Here is an 18,094-nt window from a genome sequence, read left to right as displayed (position 1 = left end):
CCCATGACGCGCTACGACGCCCCCACCCACTGGCAGTCCCGCTACGACCATTTCATCGGCGGGGAGTACGTGAAGCCGCACGGCGGCCGGTACTTCGAGAACCCCAGCCCGGTGACCGGGCAGACCTTCTGCGAGGTGGCCCGGGGCACCGCCGAGGACGTCGAGAGGGCCCTCGACGCCGCGCACGGCGCGGCCGACGCGTGGGGCCGCACCTCGGTCGCCGAGCGGTCCCTGATCCTCAACAAGATCGCCGACCGGATGCAGGAGAACCTGGAATCACTGGCCGTCGCCGAGACCTGGGAGAACGGCAAGCCGGTCCGCGAAACCCTGGCCGCCGACATCCCCCTCGCCATCGACCACTTCCGCTACTTCGCCGGGGCGATCCGGGCGCAGGAGGGGTCCCTCGGCGAGATCGACGACGACACCGTGGCCTACCACTTCCACGAGCCGCTCGGCGTGGTCGGGCAGATCATCCCGTGGAACTTCCCGCTGCTCATGGCCGTCTGGAAGCTGGCCCCGGCGCTCGCGGCCGGCAACGCGGTGGTGCTCAAGCCCGCCGAGCAGACCCCGGCGTCGATCCACTACCTGCTGTCGCTCGTCGCCGACCTGCTCCCGGCCGGCGTGGTGAACGTGGTCAACGGCTTCGGCGTCGAGGCCGGCAAGCCCCTCGCGTCCTCGCCCCGGGTGGCCAAGGTGGCGTTCACCGGCGAAACCACGACCGGGCGGCTGATCATGCAGTACGCCAGCGAGAACATCAAGCCCGTCACCCTGGAACTGGGCGGCAAGAGCCCCAACATCTTCTTCGACGACGTCAGCTCGTCCCGGGACGACTTCTACGACAAGGCCCTCGAAGGCTTCACCATGTTCGCCCTCAACCAGGGCGAGGTCTGCACCTGCCCGTCCCGGGCGCTGATCCAGCAGGGCCACTACTCGGACTTCCTCGCCGCCGCCGTCGAGCGGACCAAGGCGGTGCAGCAGGGCCACCCCCTGGACACGGACACGATGATTGGCGCCCAGGCGTCCAACGACCAACTGGAGAAGATCCTCTCCTACCTGGACATCGGCCGGCAGGAGGGCGCGAAGGTGCTGACCGGCGGCGAGCGGGCCGACCTGGGCGGCGAGTTGTCGGGCGGGTACTACGTGCAGCCCACCATCTTCGAAGGCGACAACTCGATGCGGATCTTCCAGGAGGAGATCTTCGGCCCGGTGGTCTCGGTGACCTCCTTCGCCGACCTGGACGACGCCGTGAAGATCGCCAACGACACCCTGTACGGCCTCGGCGCGGGGGTCTGGACCCGGGACATCAACACCGCGTACCGGGCCGGGCGGTCGATCCAGGCCGGCCGGGTCTGGACGAACTGCTACCACGCCTACCCGGCGCACGCCGCGTTCGGCGGATACAAGCAGTCCGGCATCGGCCGGGAGAACCACAAGATGATGCTGGAGCACTACCAGCAGACCAAGAACCTGCTGGTCAGCTACTCCCCGAAGAAGCTGGGCTTCTTCTGATGCCGCACCTCGAGGGCGGCGTCGCGCCGGTGACCCTGACCCCCGCGGCGGCCGAGCTGATCCGGTCGCTGCGGGGGCAGCACGGGCCACTCATGTTCCACCAGTCCGGCGGCTGCTGCGACGGCAGCGCCCCGATGTGCTACCCGGCCGGCGAGTTCCGCACCGGCTCGTCCGACGTCCTCCTGGCGTCGCTGGAGGTGGACGACGTCCCCGAACCGGTCGAGTTCTGGATGTCGGCGAGCCAGTGGGAGCTGTGGAAACACACCCGCCTCACGGTGGACGTGGTGCGCGGCCGGGGCAGCGGCTTCTCCCTGGAGGCCCCGGAGGGCGTCCGCTTCCTCATCCGCTCCCGGATCGCCTGAACGGCCGGGCCTCGCCACTGCGTCACGGTCGCCCGGGACTCACCCACCACTCGTCAGCGACCCTCCAGGAGGGGTTGCCTCGGGTCCCAGGGTGGGCCGCCGGCGGCGTCGCGGCGGCGGCGGGCGATCGCGGACAGGGCCTCCAGGACCACCCGGTTGCCGAGGTACGCGGTGATGTCGGCGTGGTCGTACGGCGGGGCCACCTCGACCACGTCCACCCCGACCACGGGCAGCTCGTAGCAGCAGCGCCGGACCGCGTCGAGGAGCTGCCGGGAGGTGAACCCGCCCGGCTCCGGGGTGCCGGTGCCGGGGGCCATGCCGGGGTCGACCACGTCGACGTCGACGGAGAGGAAGACCCCCTCGCACTCGTCCGTGGCGATCCCGAACGCCTCCGACAGGCACTCGTCGAGCCCGCGGGCAACCACCTCGGTCATCTCGTACGAGCGCATCCGCTGCTCGGCCATCCAGGACAGGGTCTCCGGGCCGGGCCAGTAGCCGCGCAGGCCGATCTGGAGGAAGCGGTCGCCGCGTACCGCACCGGACTCGATGAGCCGGCGCATCGGCTGGCCGTGCCCGTGCAGCGAGCCGAACTCGATGTCCCCGGTGTCGGCGTGCGCGTCGAAGTGCACCAGCGACACCCGGCCGAAGCCGTACCGCCGGGCCACCCCGGTGGCGTCGGGCAGGGCGATGGAGTGGTCGCCGCCGAGCACGATCGGGATAGCCCCGGCCGCCGCCACCGCGTGCACCGCCGACTCCAGCGCGGACAGCGACCGTTCGATGTCGCCGGAGAACATCTCCACGTCGCCCGCGTCGTAGACGCAGAGGTCCTGCAACCCGTCGACGCGCATCGCGAGCGACGGGCGGGAGCCGTCGTGCGGCAGGTAGCAGGCCTGCCGGATGGCGGACGGGCCGAACCGGGTGCCCGGCCGGTGCGAGGTGCCGCCGTCGAAGGGCGCACCGACGATCACCACGTCGGCGTCGGCGTACGTCACCGGCTCCTCGATGGTGCACGGCGGCACCCCGAGGAACGTGACGTCGGGGCCGAACATCGGGCCGTACCGGGTCACCGCTCCTCCATCCGCCACGGCGAGCCGTAGCCGCTCAGCAGGTCGAGGAAGGGTACCGGGGGGAACGCCTCCGGACCGAGCACGCCGACGCCGGACCAGCCGCCGGTGGCGAGCAGCTCCAGCGCGACGACCGGGTTGACCGCGGTCTGCCAGACCACCGCCTGGTGGCCGTACTCCCGCATCGACCACTCGTTGTCGACCACGTGGTAGAGGTACACCTTCCGGGGCCGGCCGTCCCGGCCGGTGCCGGTCACGTACGTCCCCGCGCAGGTCTTGCCCCGCATCCTGTCGCCCAGGGCTGCCGGGTCGGGCAGGCTGGCGGCGACGACATCGCGGGGAGAAACCGAGGCGCCGCCCACGCGCACCGGTGAAGTCGAGTCCAGGCCGAGCTTGTGCAGGGTCTTCAGCACCTCGATGAACTCGTCGCCGAGGCCGTACTTGAAGGTGACCCGCCTCGCCTTGACCCAGCGCGGGACGAGCAGCACCTCCTCGTGCTCCACGTTGACGCACTCGACCGGGCCGATCCCCTCGGGGAACTCGAACACCTCCGGCTCGCTGAACGGCTCGGTGGTGTACCAGCCCCGCCCCTCCGCCCAGACCACGGGCGGGTTCAGGCACTCCTCGATGGTGGTCCAGATGGAGAACGACGGGGCGAAGTCGTAGCCGTCGACGGTCAGGTTCGCCCCGTCACGTACGCCGATCTCGTCGATCTCGGTGAAGAGCTCGTCGGCGGCGTAGCGCGCGAAGACGTCGGAGAGGCCGGGCTCCACGCCGATGCCGCAGAGCGCGAGCCGGCCGGCCGCGGACCACTGCTCGGAGGCAGCGAACTGCTCGTCGCCGAGCTTCACCCCGGTCTGCTCGTACGGCGCGGTCGGGTGCGGGTGGGACAGGGACATCGCCATGTCCAGGTAGTCGGCCCCGGCAGCGTAGGCGCCGTTGAAGATCGGCATGACGAAGCGGGGGTCGACCGCGTTGAGCACGTGGGTGATCCGGTGCGTACGGCAGAGCGCGGTGACCGCCTCGGAAGAGGCGGCATCGAGCTGGGCGGCGACGAAGCGGTCGCCGTGGCCGGCGACCGCCCGCTCGGCGCGGCTCAGGTCGTGGTCGGCGACCACCACGGTCTCGAAGAAGAAGCGGCGGGCGGCGATGGCGACGGCGGCGGAGCCGACCCCGCCGGCACCGACGAGCAGGATGCGCATCAGGAATCGAACCCCAGTCCAAGACGATCGAGAGTACGGAGCCACAGGTTGCGGCGCCCCTGGCGCGCGTCGGCGCGGGCGAGCGACCACCGGGTGAGGTTGATGCCGGTGGCCCGGAACGGCTCCGGCGGGAACGGCAACGGCTTGCTGCGCACCAGGTCGAGCCGGGTCAGCGGGGTGTCCGCGCCGCCGAGCAGGTCGAGCATGACCCGCGCGCCGAAGCGGGTGGCCCCGACGCCGAGACCGGTGAACCCGGCCGCGTACGCCAGCCGCCCCTCGTAGGCGGTGCCGAAGAACGGGCAGAATCGGGTGCAGGTGTCGATGACGCCACCCCAGCGGTGGCTGAAGCGGACGTCGGAGAGCTGCGGGAACGTGGCGAAGAAGTGGTCGGCGAGGGCGGTGAAGGTGGCCTGCCGCTGCGCCAGCTCCGGTGCCACCCGGTTGCCGTAGTGGTAGACCGCGTCGTAGCCGCCGAAGAGGATCCGACCGTCGGTGGTGATCCGGTAGTAGTGGAACTGGTTGCCGACGTCGGCCAGCCCCTGCCGGTTCGCCCAGCCGACCGCCGTCCGCTGCGCCGCGGAGAGCGGCTCGGTCATCAGCGCGTAGTCGTAGACCGGCACCAGCCAGGCGCGCAGCCGGCGCAGCAGCGGCGGGAACGCGTTGGTGGCCAGCACCACCTGCCCGGCCCGGACCGTGCCGGGCGCGCCGTCGGGGCCGCCCGCCGTGGCGGCGCGCAGCGCCCCGCCGTCCCGGCGCAGCCCGGTGACCCGGGTGTGCTCGTGGATCCGTACGCCCAGGTCGAGCGCGGCGCGGCGGAGCCCCCAGGCCAGCTTCGCCGGGTCGAGCATGGCCACCCGGTCCCGGTCCCACATCCCGCCCAGGTACGTGGGCGAGTCCACCTCGGCGCGCACCTCGTCGGCGTCGAGCAGGCGGACGTCGTGGCCGTACCGGCGGGCCAGCTCGGCGTCCTCGGCGAGCCCGGCGAGCTGGTACGGCTCGACCGCCACCGCCAGCTCGCCGGTGCGTTCGAGGTCGCACTCGATGCCGTGCTCGGCGACGGTGGCGACGATGGCGTCCAGGTTCTCCCGGCCGAGCCGTTCCAGCTCGTCGATCTCACCGGGAAACCGGTCGACGCCGTTGGCGAGGCCGTGGGTGAGCGATGCGGCGCAGAACCCGCCGTTCCGCCCGGACGCCGCCCAGCCGCAGCTGCCGGCCTCGACCAGGAGCACGTCCCGCCCCGGATCGGCCTGCCTGGCCAGCAGGGCGGCCCAGAGCCCCGAGTACCCACCGCCGACCACCAGCAGGTCGGTGTCATGCGCGCCGGCCAGCGGCGGCAGCGGGTCGGGGCGTTCCGGCCGGTCGAGCCAGTACGGGACGGGCGCGGCGTCGGCCAGCGCCCGGCCGGTATGCGGGAGTTTCATGATCCGCTCTTCGCCGTCCGTCCGGACGCGACGGGGGCCACCAGAGCCGCCCGCCGGGCCCGCCGCCCGCGCAGCGTGCTGGCGCCGACCAGCAGCAGCGCTATCCCGAACATCGCCGTGCCGATGACGTTGACCTGCGGCGGGATGCCCCGCTGGGCGGCACCCCAGACGTACATCGGGAAGGTGACGGTGGTGCCGGCGTTGAAGTTCGTGATGATGAAGTCGTCGAAGCTGAGCGAGAAGGCCAGCAGCGCGGCGGCGATGATGCCGGGCAGCACCAGCGGCAGGGTGATCCGGCGGAAGGTCTGCCACTCGCTGGCGTACAGGTCCATGGCGGCCTCCTCCAGCCGCCGGTCCATGCCGGAGAGGCGGGCCTTCACGGTGACCACCACGAACGAGACGCAGAACATCACGTGGGCGATGACGATGGTCCAGAACCCCTGCGGCACTCCGGCGGCGACGAAGAGGGCGAGCAGCGAGGTGCCCATCACCAGTTCCGGGGTGGCCATCGGCAGGAAGATCAGGCCGTTGATCCCGGACCGACCCCGGAACCCGTGCCGCACCAGGGCGAACGCCATCAGCGTGCCGAGGATGGTGGAGACCACCGTGGCGATCAGGCCGATCTCCATGCTGCGTACCACCGCGTCGCACATGTCTGAGGTGGCGCAGGGCCGGGTCCAGTTGTCCAGGGTGAACTCGTTGAAGTCGTAGGACAGCCGACTGGAGGGCCGGTTGAAGGAGAGCCCGGCGACCACGACGATCGGCAGCGAGAGGTAGCCGAGAACGAGCAGGGCCACGCCCATCACCCACCGGTCGGCGATCCACCGTGAGGTACGCATCAGCGCTGCACTCCTCGCGCTCATCAGAGCACCTCCTCCGTGCCGGCCTTGCGCAGGTAGCCGAAGACGATCGCGAGGATCGCCGCCATCAGCAGGAACGACAGGGCCGCACCCTGCGGGTAGTCCAGCCGGACCAGGAACGCGGAGTCGATGACGTTGCCGATCATGTACTCGTTCGGGGTGCCGAGCAGTTCGGCGTTGATGTAGTCGCCGGTGGCCGGGATGAAGAAGAGCAGCGTGCCGGCGATCAGGCCGGGCATGGAGAGCGGCAGGGTGACCTTCTGGAAGGCCCGCAGCGGGCTCGCGTACAAGTCGCTCGCCGCCTCCAGCAGCCGGGGGTCGAGCCGCTCCAGGCTCGCGTACAGCGGCAGCACCAGGAAGGGCAGGAAGTTGTACGTCAGGCCGAGCACCACCGCGAACGGGGTGGCCAGCAGCCGGCCGTCCGGCCCGAGCAGGTGCACGTCGCGCAGCAGCCCGACCAGAGCGCCGTTGTCCGACAGGATGGTCTTCCACGCCAGCGTCCGGACCAGGAAGCTGGTGAACTGCGGCGCGACCACGGCCACCAGCAGCAGGTTCTTCCACCGTCCGGCCTTCTGCGCGATCCCGTACGCCAGCGGGTAGCCCATCAGCAGGGCCAGCGCCAACGCGATCGCCGAGTAGGTGAACGACCGCACGAAGTGCGGCCAGTACGCCTGCAACGCCGTCGGGTAGTTGCCGAACGCCCAGGTCATCGCGTACCCGGTGGAGAGCGATCCGCCCGGGTCGTAGAGGCTGGCTGCGGCGAGTTGGAGCAGCGGCAGGGCGAAGAAGATCAGCAGCCAGGCCGCGCCCGGTAGCAGCAACAGGTACGGCAGCAGCCGGTGGCGTGCCCGCCGGGGCGCCGGCGGCGCTGCCGGCTCTCCCGACGCGGCCGGTGCGTGGGCCAGCGCGCTCATGACCCGACACCGACCGGCGGCTCGTCGAACAGCGGGCTGGTCTGGTCGTCCTCGTCGGACTCCCGGGGCAGCAGGAAGGCGTGCCGCGGTTCCCAGTGGGCGGTCACCGGGGTGCCGACGGCCAGCCGCCCGCCGAGTCCGCTGTTCGCGGCGAACACGGACAGCTCGCTGCCCCACGCCGTCCGCACGAGGTACTGGGTGCTCACCCCGACGTACGAGGCGTCGGTCACCACGCCGCCGACGTGCTGATGCGTGACCGGCACCGGGTCGGCGTCCTCGACCAGGTGCAGCTTCTCGGGGCGTACCCCCAGAAAGACCGGACCGTGGTCGACGCGGGCCCGTTCGGCGGGGACCGAGTACCGCGAGCCGTGCGCGGTGACCAGCACGTCGCCCCCGCTGCGCCCGCCCGCCTCGCCGGCCAGCAGGTTGGACTGGCCGAGGAAGTTCGCCACGAACGCGGTGGCCGGGTACTCGTACAGGTCGGCGGGGGCGCCGAGCTGCTCGATCCGGCCGGCGTTCATCACCGCGACGGTGTCGGCCATGGTCATGGCCTCCTCCTGGTCGTGGGTGACGTGCACGAAGGTGATGCCGACCTCGGTCTGGATCCGCTTCAGCTCGATCTGCATCTGCCGGCGCAGCTTCAGGTCGAGCGCGCCGAGCGGCTCGTCGAGCAGCAGCACCTGCGGGTGGTTGATCAGGGCGCGAGCCAGCGCGACGCGCTGCTGCTGGCCGCCGGAGAGCTGGGCGGGCTTACGCCGGCCGTAGCCTTCGAGCTGCACCAGCGCCAGCATCCGCTCCACCTGGTCGGTCACCTTGCGGATGCCGCGCCGGCGCAGCCCGAAGGCCACGTTCTCGTGGATGTCGAGGTGCGGGAAGAGGGCGTAACTCTGGAACACGGTGTTCACCGGCCGCTTGTACGGCCGCAGCCCGGCGATGTCCCGGTCACCGAGCAGCACCTGCCCGCTGGTCGGCTCCTCCAGTCCGGCGATCATCCGCAGGGTGGTGGTCTTGCCGCAGCCGGAGGCACCGAGCAGGGCGAAGAACGAGCCCTGCGGGACGGTCAGGCTGAGGTCGTCCACCGCGGTGAAGACGCCGAACCGCTTGGTCAGGTTGGCCAGCCGCAGATCGCCGGCCGGTGTCTCGTGTCCCATCGTTCTCACGCCCCGATGACCTGCTGGAACTTGGCCTCGTACTCCTTCTCCTGCTTCTCCGACAGGGCCATGAAGACCTTGGACTTCGACAGCATGGCCTCGTCGGGGAAGATGAGCGGGTTCGCGGCCAGGTCCGGATCGATCTTCTCCATCTCGGCCTGCGCGCCCTTGACCGGGCAGATGTAGTTGACGTACGCGGCGAGCTGCGCGGCCACCGCCGGGTCGTAGTAGTAGTTGATCAGCTCTTCGGCGTTCGCCTTGTGGCTGGCCTTGTTGGGCACCAGCATGTTGTCCGACCAGAGCATCACGCCGGACTCCGGCACCACGAACTTGATCTTCTCGTCGTCGAAGCCGAGCTGGATCACGTCGCCGGACCAGCCGATGCACGCGGCGATGTCACCCTTGGCCAGGTCGGGGGCGTAGTCGTTGCCGGTGAACTTGCGGATCTGCTTGCTGTCGACGGCCTTCTTCAGCTTGCTCAGCGCGTCGTCGAACTGGGCTGTGGTGAAGTTCGCCGGGTCGTGCCCGTTGGACTGGAGCAGCAGGCCCATGGTGTCGCGCATCTCCGACAGCGCGGTCACCTTGCCCTTCAGGTCGGGGCGGGCGAGCAGCTCGTCGATCGTGCGGACCTCCTTGGCCACCTTGCCGTTGTAGGCGATCCCGGCGAGGCCGGACTGCCACGGGATGGCCAGCTGGTTGTCGCTGTCGAAGGAGCGGTTGCGCAGCGAGGGCAGCAGGTTCGCCTCGACGTTGGGCAGCTTCGCCTTGTCCAGCTTCTGGATCCAGCCGAGCCGGATCATCCGGGCCGCCATCCAGTCGGTCAGGACCATGACGTCCCGCCCGGTGGGCTGACAACCGGCGAGCTGGTTCTGCACCTTGCCGAAGAACTCGTTGTTGTCGTTGACATCCTCGGTGTAGGTCACCTGGATGCCGGACTTGGCGATGAACGCGTCCAGGGTGGGGCGCTTGGACTCGTCCTTCTCGTCGACGTCCATGTACTGGGGCCAGTTGGAGAACGCCAGCTTCTGCTCTGTGGCGGAGAGGTCATCGCTCTTGCAGCCGGCCTCGGTCTGCTGGGCGCCCTTGGTGCCGCAGCCGGCCAGGGTGCCCGCCGTGGCGAGCAGTGCGGCCGAACCGAGGGTGCCGGTGAGCAGACCACGCCGGGTGAGGGACCGCTGGGAACTACGCATGTGACGACTCCTAGGGGGGTCATCGTCGGCGGCGGGACGGGGGTGGCGCGCCGGCGGGAGGGTCAATGGCGATGGACGACTGATCCTGACATGAGGGGCACTCCCTTACAAGGGATTCCGTTGCGGGAATAGCCACGGACCACGAAATACGCCAGACTGCGGCGAGGCACTACGCTCAGCGCGAAGGACTCGGACATGGGGAGCGGACGATGGTCAACCGGCAACTGGAGAACGGCAACGGTGCACGCCGCGTCACGGTGCGCGAAGGAGCCAGTCACGCCCTGCTCGACGACGTCGCGAAGCAGATCATCGAGCAGCTGCAGGAGGATGGCCGGCGCCCGTACGCGACCATCGGCAAGGCGGTCGGCCTCTCCGAGGCGGCGGTCCGGCAGCGGGTGCAGCGGCTCCTCGACGCCGGGGTCATGCAGATCGTCGCGGTCACCGATCCGCTCCAGCTCGGCTTTCCCCGCCAGGCCATGATCGGCCTGCGCACCGACGGCGACCTGGAGACCGTGGCCGACCGGCTCGCCGAGTTCGAGGAGATCGACTACGTGGTGATCACCGCCGGCTCGTTCGACCTGCTCGCCGAGGTGGTCTGCCGCAACGACGCGCACCTGCTGGAGATCCTGCAGAAGCTGCGCACCGTCCCCGGCGTGCTGTCCACCGAGGCGTTCGTCTACCTCAAGCTGCGCAAGCAGACCTACAGCTGGGGCACGGCCTGATCGGCGAGGTTTCGGGGTGGCCAGGAACGCGCGTCGGGCGGCCGGCCCGCGAGGCCGGTCACGGTCCGGCCGGACGGTCCGCGGCCCGAGTGCGACCAGACGGAGACGGCGATGCGGAATCCGTTGCATCAGTCATGGCGTCCTGCTGAATTCGTTGCCTAAGACCGCTACTGCTTGCGTTATCAGCATTGATTGTGGGATAACCGTGGGCAGAGCGGCCGGTGTCACCCCTGACCGGCCCGAGACCCGATGGGGCTGACATGGCCAACGCCACCGACCACCTCTGGATGCACTTCACCCGGATGGCCAGCTACTCCGCCGGCGAGGTACCGACGATCGTGCGCGGCGAGGGCGCGTACGTCTGGGACTCGCAGGGCCGCCGCTACCTGGACGGACTCGCGGGGCTCTTCGTCGTCAACGCCGGCCACGGCCGGACCGAGCTCGCCGAGGCGGCCGCCAAGCAGGCCGCCGAACTGGCCTACTTCCCACTGTGGTCGTACGCCCACCCGACCGCCGTCGAGCTGGCCGAGAAGGTCGCCGCGCTGGCCCCCGGCGACCTGAACCGGGTCTTCTTCACCACCGGCGGCTCGGAGGCCGTCGAGGCGGCGTGGAAGCTGGCCCGGGCCTACTTCAAGCGCACCGGCAAGCCCAACAAGTACAAGGTGGTCAGCCGGTACATCGCGTACCACGGCACCTCGATGGGGGCGCTGTCGATCACCGGCCTGCCCGGCATCAAGAGCGACTTCGAGCCGCTGGTGCCCGGCGGCATCAAGGTCCCCAACACCAACTTCTACCGGGCCCCCGAGCACGGCGACGACCCCGAGGCGTTCGGCCGCTGGGCCGCCGAGGAGATCGGCCGCGCCATCGAGCGGGAGGGGCCGGACACCGTGGCCGCGGTCTTCCTGGAGCCGGTGCAGAACTCCGGCGGCTGCTTCCCGCCGCCGCCCGGCTACTTCCAGCGGGTCCGGGAGATCTGCGACGCGTACGACGTGCTGCTCGTCAGTGACGAGGTGATCTGCTCGTGGGGCCGGCTCGGCGAGTACTTCGGCGCCACCCGCTACGGCTACCAGCCCGACATCATCACCACCGCCAAGGGCATCACCTCCGGCTACGCCCCGCTCGGCGCGATGATCGCCAGCGACCGGCTGATGGAACCGTTCCTCACCGAGACCGGCATGTTCGCCCACGGGGTGACCTTCGGCGGGCACCCGGTCTCCTGCGCGGTGGCCCTGGCCAACCTGGAGGTCTTCGCCCGCGAGGACCTGGTCGGGCACGTCCGGGCCAACGAGGGCGCCTTCCGGTCCACCCTGGAGAGCCTCACCGACCTGCCGATCGTCGGCGACGTCCGAGGCGACGGCTACTTCTACGGAATCGAACTGGTCAAGGACAAGGCGACCCGGGAGACCTTCGACGAGGCCGAGTCCGAGCGGCTGCTGCGCGGCTTCCTCTCCACCGCGCTCTTCCAGGCCGGCCTCTACTGCCGCGCCGACGACCGCGGCGACCCGGTGGTGCAGCTCGCCCCGCCGCTGATCGCCGGGCAGGAGCAGTTCGACGAGATCGAGCAGATCCTGCGCGCGGTGCTGACCGAGGCATGGTCGCGCCTCTGACCGGCGGCCCAGGGTCGGACGGGGCCGGGACCCACGGGTCGCGGCCCGCTCCCGTCGGCGGAACCGACCGCACCCGGGTACGCCGCCTGCCCGACCTCGCCGTCCACGAGCGGCCGACCCTGCACGCCGTGCTCGACGCCGGCCGGGTCGGCCACCTGGCCATCGCCGACCACGACCAGCCGTACGCGCTGCCGGTCGCCTACACCCGCGACGGCGAGCGGGTGCTGGTGCACGGCTCCACCGGCAGCCGACTGTTCCGGCACCTCGCCGCCGGCGCCCCGGCCTGCCTCACCGTCACCCTGCTCGACGGCCTGGTGCTGGCCCGCAGCGCCTTCGAGTCCTCGATGAACTACCGCTGCGCGATGGTGCTCGGCCGGCTGACGGCACTGGACGGCCCCGAGAAGCTGGCCGCTCTCGAACGCCTCTCCGAGCGCCTGCTCCCCGGCCGCTGGGCGCAGATCCGGCCGCCCTCGACGAAGGAACTGGCCGCCACGCTGGTGCTCTCCCTGCCACTGGCGGAGTGCTCGGTGAAGGTCAGCGCCGGCCCGCCCGACGATCCCGAGGACGACCTCGACCGGCCGGTCTGGGCCGGGGTGGTGCCGGTCGTCGAGGCGTACGGCACCCCGCAGCCCGACCCGCGGCTGCGCCACGACCTGCCCCCACCGGAGTGGTGATGCCCTACCACGAGCTGTCGTACTGGCTGTCCGGCGTGGACGAGCCGCTGACCCCGCGCCCCGGGCTGCCCGGTGACACGGACGCCGACGTGGTGATCGTCGGGGCCGGCTACACCGGGCTGTGGACGGCGTACCACCTCGCCGACGCGGACCCGACGCTGCGGATCGTGGTGCTGGAGCAGGCGATCGCCGGGTACGGCGCCTCCGGGCGCAACGGCGGCTGGTGCTCGGCGCTCTTCCCCACCTCGCTGCCGGCGCTGGCCCGCCGGCACGGCCGGGACCGCGCCCTGGCGATGCAGCGGGCCATGCAGGAGACCGTCCGCGAGGTCGGCCGGGTGGTCGCGGCCGAGGGGATCGACTGCGACTGGCGGGCCGGCGGCACGGTGGTGCTGGCCCGCAGCGAGGTCCAGCTCGGCCGGGCCCGGGCCGCCGTCGCCGAGGCCCGCGAGTACGGGCTCGCCGAGGAAGACCTGGTGCTGCTCGACGCCGCCGAGGCCGCCGCCCGCTGCCACGTCGACGGGGTACGCGGCGGCACGTACACCCCGCACTGCGCCGCGGTGCACCCGGCGAAACTGGTCCGCGGCCTGGCCCGGGCGGTCGAGCGCCGGGGCGTACGGATCTTCGAGCGGACCCCGGTCACGGCGGTGCGCTCCGGTGCCGCGGTGACCCCCGCCGGGGTGGTCCGCGCGCCGGTGGTGGTCCGGGCGACCGAGGGCTTCACCCCCGCCCTGCCCGGGCAGCGGCGGGCCGTCGCGCCCGTCTACTCGCTGATGGTGGCCACCGAACCGCTGCCCGAGTCGACCTGGGCGGAGATCGGGCTGGCCGAGCGGGAGACCTTCTCCGACTACCGGCACGTCATCATCTACGGCCAGCGCACCGCCGACGGCCGGCTCGCCTTCGGCGGGCGGGGCGCCCCTTACCACTTCGGCTCCCGGGTCCGCCCCGGCTACGACCGGGAGCCCCGGGTCTTCGCCGCGCTGCGGCGGGTGCTGGGCGAACTCTTCCCGGTGCTCGGGCCGGAGGTGCCGGTGAGCCACAGTTGGGGCGGGCCGCTCGGCGTCGCCCGGGACTGGGCCGCCTCGGTGGGGCTGGACCGGAGCACCGGTCTCGCCTGGGCCGGCGGCTACGTCGGAGACGGCGTCGGCACCAGCAACCTGGCCGGGCGTACCCTCGCCGACCTGATCCGGGGCGTGGACAGCGATCTGACTGCGCTCCCCTGGGTCAACCACCGCTCCCCCCGGTGGGAGCCGGAACCCCTGCGCTGGCTGGCGATCAACGCCGGCCTCAAGGTGATGTTCTCCGCCGACGAGGCCGAGCTGCGCACCGGCCGCCCGTCCCGCCGCGCCGCCGTCTTCTCCCGCCTCCTCGGCCACTGACCGGCCGCCCCGGCTCCTTGATCACCGGATCGGTCGGCGCCGGGCGGTGATCAGTGGTTGGGAGGGATGACGCGGAGGTGGCCGCGGCGGCCCTGCTGCGGGGTCTGCGGGGCGGGGTGGTCGCTCTCGGGTGGGCGCGGCGGCGCGGGGCGGGCGGCCTCGCGGACCGCCTCGGCCAGCGCGACCAGGTCGTCGGTGGTGGGCGGCGGCGGCTCGAACTCACCCTCGTGCCGGACCACGTCCCAGCCGCGCGGCGCGGTCAGGCTACGGGCGTGCGGCTCGCAGAGGTCGTACGTGTGCGGCTCGGCGAAGGCCGCCAGGGGACCCACCACGGCGGTGGACTCGTTGTAGACATAGGTCAATGTGGCGACCGCTTGCCGGGGGCAGCCGTTACGGGAGCAGCGCCGTGGTGACCTCACGGCGGCAGGGTATCTCCATTACCGGGTCCGGCGCACCGCTTCGCGTTACGACACGCCCGTCATGGTGATCACAATTCGCCCGATCGGATCACCGGCGCGCCGCTGCGTCGGCGCATCGACGGGCCGCCGGGACGGGCGGGCTACCCTTTGCGTCATGACGAGCCCGGAGAACCGCCGCCCCGGCTCCGGCCGGCGCACCCACCGCGACCGCCACGGTCGAGGGCTGCGGGGGCGGCTGGTGCCGGCCACCGTACCGCTGGCCCGGACGAAGGCCGAGATCTTCGACGACCTGGTGCTGGACACGGTGGAGACCCTGGAGCGCCGCTTCGCCAAGGAACTGGCCGGCGTCGAGTTCGCCGTCGAGGACGTCCCGCCGGACCTGAACGTCTACGACTCCGACGTCCTGGAGGACGGCGAGGTGCCGCTCGCACGGCTACTGCCCGGCCGGCCGGGCCGGCAGGAGGTGCCCCCGCGGATCGTGCTCTACCGGCGGCCGCTGGAGTTCCGCGCGATGGATCGCGAGGACCTCGCGGACCTCGTGCACGACGTGATCATCGAGCAGGTGGCCAACCTGCTCGGCGTCGACCCCGACGAACTGGCCTGAGCCCTCCCCCGCCGACTCCGCCGGTCGTTCCGGGCCCGGGCGGCCCCCACCGCCCCGGCCCGGATCGCGTCAGGCGGCGACCCGCCGCTTGAGCTTGCGCCGCTCCCGCTCCGAGAGCCCGCCCCAGATCCCGAACCGCTCGTCGTGGCCGAGGGCGTACTCCAGGCATTCCGTCTTGACCTCACACCGCGAGCAGATGCGCTTCGCCTCGCGGGTCGAGCCGCCCTTCTCGGGAAAGAACGCCTCCGGGTCGGTCTGCGAGCAGAGCGCCCGCTCCTGCCACTCCGGCGCGTTTCCGAGCAGGTCGGCCACCTCGAGCTGGCCGTCCATCAGTTGCCTCCTTGTCGCGCACCGGCGTCATCGCCGCTGCAACCCCCCACGCGAAAGGCGTGCTTGTCCGTCCGGTCGCAATTTGTTGCGTTCCGCGTGAACAACCCCATTCAAATTACACGCGTGTAATGCGTGCGCCGTCAAGCCAAACTTGATAATGGAGTCGCCCTCCCGACACGTACCGGCGACCATCCGGGTCGCCCGAGCCTCGCAACCTGCCCTATCGATTCAGACCCCGGACGAGTAACGCCCTTCCCGGCGAGTTGCCCGAGATTTTCGCCGTGGCGCATGCGGCACCGGACCGCTCGGCGGTCCCCGCTGGAGGCTCCGGCGGGCCGTACCCGGGCGGCCTTCGCGACACGCTCCAAGATCAGCATTGTGGTGGGGCAAAGGTTAACCCGCCCGGCGCGCAACCGCCCGTCGAGCCGACGAACGCCGACGACGCCCCGTCCAACTGATGGACGGGGCGTGGCGGGCAGAGCGGGCGTACGGTCAGCCGACCGCCGGCGGTGAGCTGGTCGGCCAGACGAACTCGGCAACCGCGCCACCGGTGACCGAGATCGCCCCGGCGGGCGTCCGGTCGTCCCACCAGACGGTATATAGACCTGCCTCCAGGTCCGGGTAGACAGCACTGTGGATGACCCCGTCGCGGACGTGACGCTCCCGCACGGCCGAGTGGGTACGCGATCCGCCCCCGTCGGCGCGGCTGATCTCGATCTCGCGCCCGCGCAGCTCGCGGCCGGTGTAGATGATCAGTGCGCCGGAGTCGCCGCCCAGGTCGAGCACGACACTGCCGGTCTCCGACGGCCCCAGGGTGTGCTCGTGCACAGCCGGCCCCTCAGGACTTTTTCGCCGGCGGGTTGTTGAACCCGTCGTACGGGGTGCCGAGGAACGGGAAGCCGCCGAGGAACGGCGCGGTCACGTCGGCCGCGCTGAGCCCGGGGGTGAGCGCGGCGGCCGCCGCGTCCGGCTTGAACGTCTTGTCCACCAACGGCACGGTGAGCCCGGCGACCGCCCGCAGCGCGATGCTCACCACGTCGTCGCCGACCCGCCGGCCGTTCGGGAAGCCGGCCAGGTCGCCACCGAGTACGCCGAACCGGTCCGGCTTGCGGTTCGGGCGAATGGCGGTGTTCAGCCGCAGCATGTCTGCCTGGACGTCGCCGGTGGTGTTGGCGAAGCCGTCGATCAGCCCGGCCGGGATACCGGTGAGCAGGATCGCCACCAGGTCGGCCCGGGGCTTCCCGGTCTTGTTCAGCGCGTCCAGGTTTCCGAAGACGCCCGGGTAGAGCGCGGGCAGCAGGGCGGCGAGCTCGGGATGCTCGACGAACCGGGCGAAGCGTTTGTCCTCGGTGGGCGGCAGGGTGTTCCACAGGTCCTTCTTGGACATCGGCACGATGACCTCGTTGAACAACGGGTTCCCCAGCCGGGACACCTGGGTGAAGGGACCGGCGTCGGTGTCCGCGGCCACCCGGTCCCCGAGCACCCGGACCTGCTGGCGGGACGCGGTGGTCCACACGCCGATGGTCGAGGCCCGGTCGGCGTAGCCGTACCGGCCGGCCCTGCGGCGCACCGAACTCAACGGCACCTGGACCGCGATGCTGTGCACGTTGGTCCGGTCCAGCGCGTTGACCGGCTCCCCCTCGGTCTTGAAAATCTTCTTGCCGGCGACGTGGAGTTGCTGGAACGGCCGGAGCATGCCGAGGTCGAAGATGGCGCCCAGGTCGACGAAGAAGCCGTCCGCCCGCTGCCCGGCGAAGACCTTCTCCCCCGTCGACAGGCGGTACGTGGCCTGCCGGACGAGCTCGTGGTATTTCGGCGTCGAGAGCGGACCGACGTTGCACGGGGGGCAGGGCAGCTTGTGCGCGAGCACCCGCTCCCGCCCGGCCACCACCCGGGTCAGCCGGTAGAACTGCCGCCGGTTCCAGTTCTTGCTGTCCAGCGACTCGATCGGCCCGGTGTTGTAAAGAAAACTGTTCGGATTCGTGATCTCGGTGGTGAATTCGAAACGATAGGTGACGTCCGGATAACCGTCTCCGTCGTTGTCGATGTGAATCTCGTACCGGACGTCGTCACCGAACTCGAAGAAGTTCGGGCCGCCGGACGGGAGCTGCACCGGCACGTAGTTGGCGATCAGCGTCACCGTGTCCGGGTGGTCGGGAGTGACGAACGCGTACAGGTCGGAACTGTCGGCGACCGGATCCTTGGCTATCTCCGGGGCTTCACGGTGAGAGGACATGGCGGACCACACCTTCGTCGAGGGAAGTCGGGAAGAGACCGGCGCCGGGAGCCGCGCCGGGAGGCGGTCGCGCCGCGGACGGCGGCGCGGGCGGGTCAGTGTCGACCGGCGGCGCGCACCAGCCGGTCCGCCAGGGCCCGGTCGCGGACCTGGACCCGGGTCGTGCCGACGAAGACGTCCATCGCGCCGGAGGCCGCGTCGCGGAGGTGGACCACGATCGGCTCGTCCCGGCGGCCTGAGGATGGCGTGTTCTGTGCGGCCGACAGGCCCGGCACGGTGAGGGCGGCGGCACCCAGGGTGGCGCTCGCGGCGGCGGTCAACGTCTGCCGGCGGGTCAGTCGCGGCCAGGGCCGCTTCCGCTGATCACTGGTCATGGGCAACCTTTCCGGGCCGGCGCCGCAGCGCCCGCGGTGGGGCGGGAGACCCGGTCACCGCCGGGTGTCCCGTGGGGGC

19 protein-coding genes are annotated in these 18,094 nt (G+C 71.3%); 7 read left to right on the top strand and 12 right to left on the bottom strand.

What is annotated here, in order from left to right:
• The first annotated feature begins 3 nt into the window (after nt 1–3).
• Together adh and ACL02O_RS15140 are read left to right on the top strand one after the other, a co-directional pair.
• Nucleotides 4–1,509 carry an aldehyde dehydrogenase gene (adh, locus tag ACL02O_RS15145; protein ID WP_412818698.1) on the top strand — a complete coding sequence of 502 codons (1,506 nt, stop codon included), beginning with the start codon at nt 4–6 and terminating at the stop codon, nt 1,507–1,509.
• The gene (locus tag ACL02O_RS15140; RefSeq protein WP_412818697.1) at nt 1,509–1,871 is read left to right on the top strand and encodes a DUF779 domain-containing protein; all 363 of its coding nucleotides are present in this window, start codon (nt 1,509–1,511) and stop codon (nt 1,869–1,871) included. The genes adh and ACL02O_RS15140 overlap by 1 nt, the downstream gene beginning before the upstream one ends.
• Before the next feature lie 53 nt (nt 1,872–1,924).
• Here the strand turns inward: ACL02O_RS15140 and speB are convergent, their stop codons facing one another.
• The 7 genes from speB to ACL02O_RS15105 are packed head-to-tail and all read right to left on the bottom strand — an operon-like array spanning nt 1,925 to nt 9,673.
• Nucleotides 1,925–2,938 carry an agmatinase gene (gene speB, locus ACL02O_RS15135; protein WP_412818696.1) on the bottom strand — a complete coding sequence of 338 codons (1,014 nt, stop codon included), beginning with the start codon at nt 2,936–2,938 and terminating at the stop codon, nt 1,925–1,927.
• Nucleotides 2,935–4,137 (bottom strand): saccharopine dehydrogenase family protein, encoded by a 1,203-nt coding sequence (locus ACL02O_RS15130; RefSeq protein WP_412818695.1) that lies wholly within the window; start codon nt 4,135–4,137, stop codon nt 2,935–2,937. Before ACL02O_RS15130 ends, speB begins: the two co-directional genes overlap by 4 nt.
• Complete coding sequence (locus ACL02O_RS15125; protein WP_412818694.1) at nt 4,137–5,558, bottom strand: NAD(P)/FAD-dependent oxidoreductase; 1,422 nt, start codon at nt 5,556–5,558, stop codon at nt 4,137–4,139. Before ACL02O_RS15125 ends, ACL02O_RS15130 begins: the two co-directional genes overlap by 1 nt.
• Complete coding sequence (locus tag ACL02O_RS15120; RefSeq protein ID WP_412818693.1) at nt 5,555–6,421, bottom strand: ABC transporter permease; 867 nt, start codon at nt 6,419–6,421, stop codon at nt 5,555–5,557. Before ACL02O_RS15120 ends, ACL02O_RS15125 begins: the two co-directional genes overlap by 4 nt.
• A complete protein-coding gene (locus ACL02O_RS15115; RefSeq protein ID WP_412818692.1) occupies nt 6,421–7,332 on the bottom strand; it encodes an ABC transporter permease in 912 nt (303 codons plus the stop codon). Before ACL02O_RS15115 ends, ACL02O_RS15120 begins: the two co-directional genes overlap by 1 nt.
• The gene (locus ACL02O_RS15110; RefSeq protein ID WP_412818691.1) at nt 7,329–8,483 is read right to left on the bottom strand and encodes an ABC transporter ATP-binding protein; all 1,155 of its coding nucleotides are present in this window, start codon (nt 8,481–8,483) and stop codon (nt 7,329–7,331) included. The genes ACL02O_RS15115 and ACL02O_RS15110 overlap by 4 nt, the downstream gene beginning before the upstream one ends.
• Nucleotides 8,484–8,488: 5 nt before the next feature.
• Nucleotides 8,489–9,673, bottom strand: coding sequence for an ABC transporter substrate-binding protein (locus ACL02O_RS15105; protein ID WP_412818690.1), 1,185 nt, complete (start codon nt 9,671–9,673; stop codon nt 8,489–8,491).
• 209 nt (nt 9,674–9,882) lie between these two features.
• Between ACL02O_RS15105 and ACL02O_RS15100 the strand changes: the two genes are divergently transcribed.
• The 4 genes from ACL02O_RS15100 (at nt 9,883) to ACL02O_RS15085 (ending at nt 14,052) form a co-directional block, all read left to right on the top strand.
• Nucleotides 9,883–10,395: an Lrp/AsnC family transcriptional regulator gene (locus tag ACL02O_RS15100; RefSeq protein WP_412818689.1), complete on the top strand. Its 513-nt coding sequence runs from the start codon at nt 9,883–9,885 to the stop codon at nt 10,393–10,395.
• A gap of 260 nt (nt 10,396–10,655) precedes the next feature.
• Nucleotides 10,656–12,002 carry an aspartate aminotransferase family protein gene (locus ACL02O_RS15095; protein WP_412818688.1) on the top strand — a complete coding sequence of 449 codons (1,347 nt, stop codon included), beginning with the start codon at nt 10,656–10,658 and terminating at the stop codon, nt 12,000–12,002.
• Nucleotides 11,987–12,676, top strand: a complete 690-nt coding sequence (locus ACL02O_RS15090) for a pyridoxamine 5'-phosphate oxidase family protein (RefSeq protein ID WP_412818687.1) — start codon at nt 11,987–11,989, stop codon at nt 12,674–12,676. The genes ACL02O_RS15095 and ACL02O_RS15090 overlap by 16 nt, the downstream gene beginning before the upstream one ends.
• Entirely contained in the window at nt 12,676–14,052 is a 1,377-nt protein-coding gene (locus tag ACL02O_RS15085; RefSeq protein ID WP_412818686.1) for an NAD(P)/FAD-dependent oxidoreductase, read from the top strand. The genes ACL02O_RS15090 and ACL02O_RS15085 overlap by 1 nt, the downstream gene beginning before the upstream one ends.
• A gap of 50 nt (nt 14,053–14,102) precedes the next feature.
• On the opposite strand, the gene ACL02O_RS15080 is transcribed toward ACL02O_RS15085, so the two are convergent.
• Nucleotides 14,103–14,471: a DUF3499 domain-containing protein gene (locus ACL02O_RS15080; RefSeq protein ID WP_412818685.1), complete on the bottom strand. Its 369-nt coding sequence runs from the start codon at nt 14,469–14,471 to the stop codon at nt 14,103–14,105.
• Nucleotides 14,472–14,625: 154 nt separating this feature from the next.
• Here ACL02O_RS15080 and ACL02O_RS15075 point away from each other — a divergent pair, with 154 nt between their 5' ends.
• The gene (locus ACL02O_RS15075) at nt 14,626–15,075 is read left to right on the top strand and encodes a metallopeptidase family protein (protein WP_265005471.1); all 450 of its coding nucleotides are present in this window, start codon (nt 14,626–14,628) and stop codon (nt 15,073–15,075) included.
• 69 nt (nt 15,076–15,144) lie between these two features.
• Here the strand turns inward: ACL02O_RS15075 and ACL02O_RS15070 are convergent, their stop codons facing one another.
• The 4 genes from ACL02O_RS15070 to ACL02O_RS15055 form a co-directional block, all read right to left on the bottom strand.
• Complete coding sequence (locus ACL02O_RS15070; protein WP_013284161.1) at nt 15,145–15,405, bottom strand: WhiB family transcriptional regulator; 261 nt, start codon at nt 15,403–15,405, stop codon at nt 15,145–15,147.
• Nucleotides 15,406–15,897: 492 nt separating this feature from the next.
• Nucleotides 15,898–16,233: a phospholipase gene (locus tag ACL02O_RS15065; protein WP_412818684.1), complete on the bottom strand. Its 336-nt coding sequence runs from the start codon at nt 16,231–16,233 to the stop codon at nt 15,898–15,900.
• Between the two features lie 10 nt (nt 16,234–16,243).
• Entirely contained in the window at nt 16,244–17,641 is a 1,398-nt protein-coding gene (locus ACL02O_RS15060) for a DUF4331 domain-containing protein (RefSeq protein ID WP_412818683.1), read from the bottom strand.
• Nucleotides 17,642–17,736: 95 nt separating this feature from the next.
• Nucleotides 17,737–18,015 carry a hypothetical protein gene (locus tag ACL02O_RS15055; protein WP_412818682.1) on the bottom strand — a complete coding sequence of 93 codons (279 nt, stop codon included), beginning with the start codon at nt 18,013–18,015 and terminating at the stop codon, nt 17,737–17,739.
• Between the last annotated feature and the right edge of the window lie 79 nt (nt 18,016–18,094).

Source organism: Micromonospora mangrovicola (assembly GCF_047200535.1).
In the GTDB taxonomy this organism is placed as follows: domain Bacteria; phylum Actinomycetota; class Actinomycetes; order Mycobacteriales; family Micromonosporaceae; genus Micromonospora.
The sequence above is the reverse complement of the archived record's forward strand: the minus strand, read 5'-3'. Positions and strand labels throughout refer to the sequence as shown.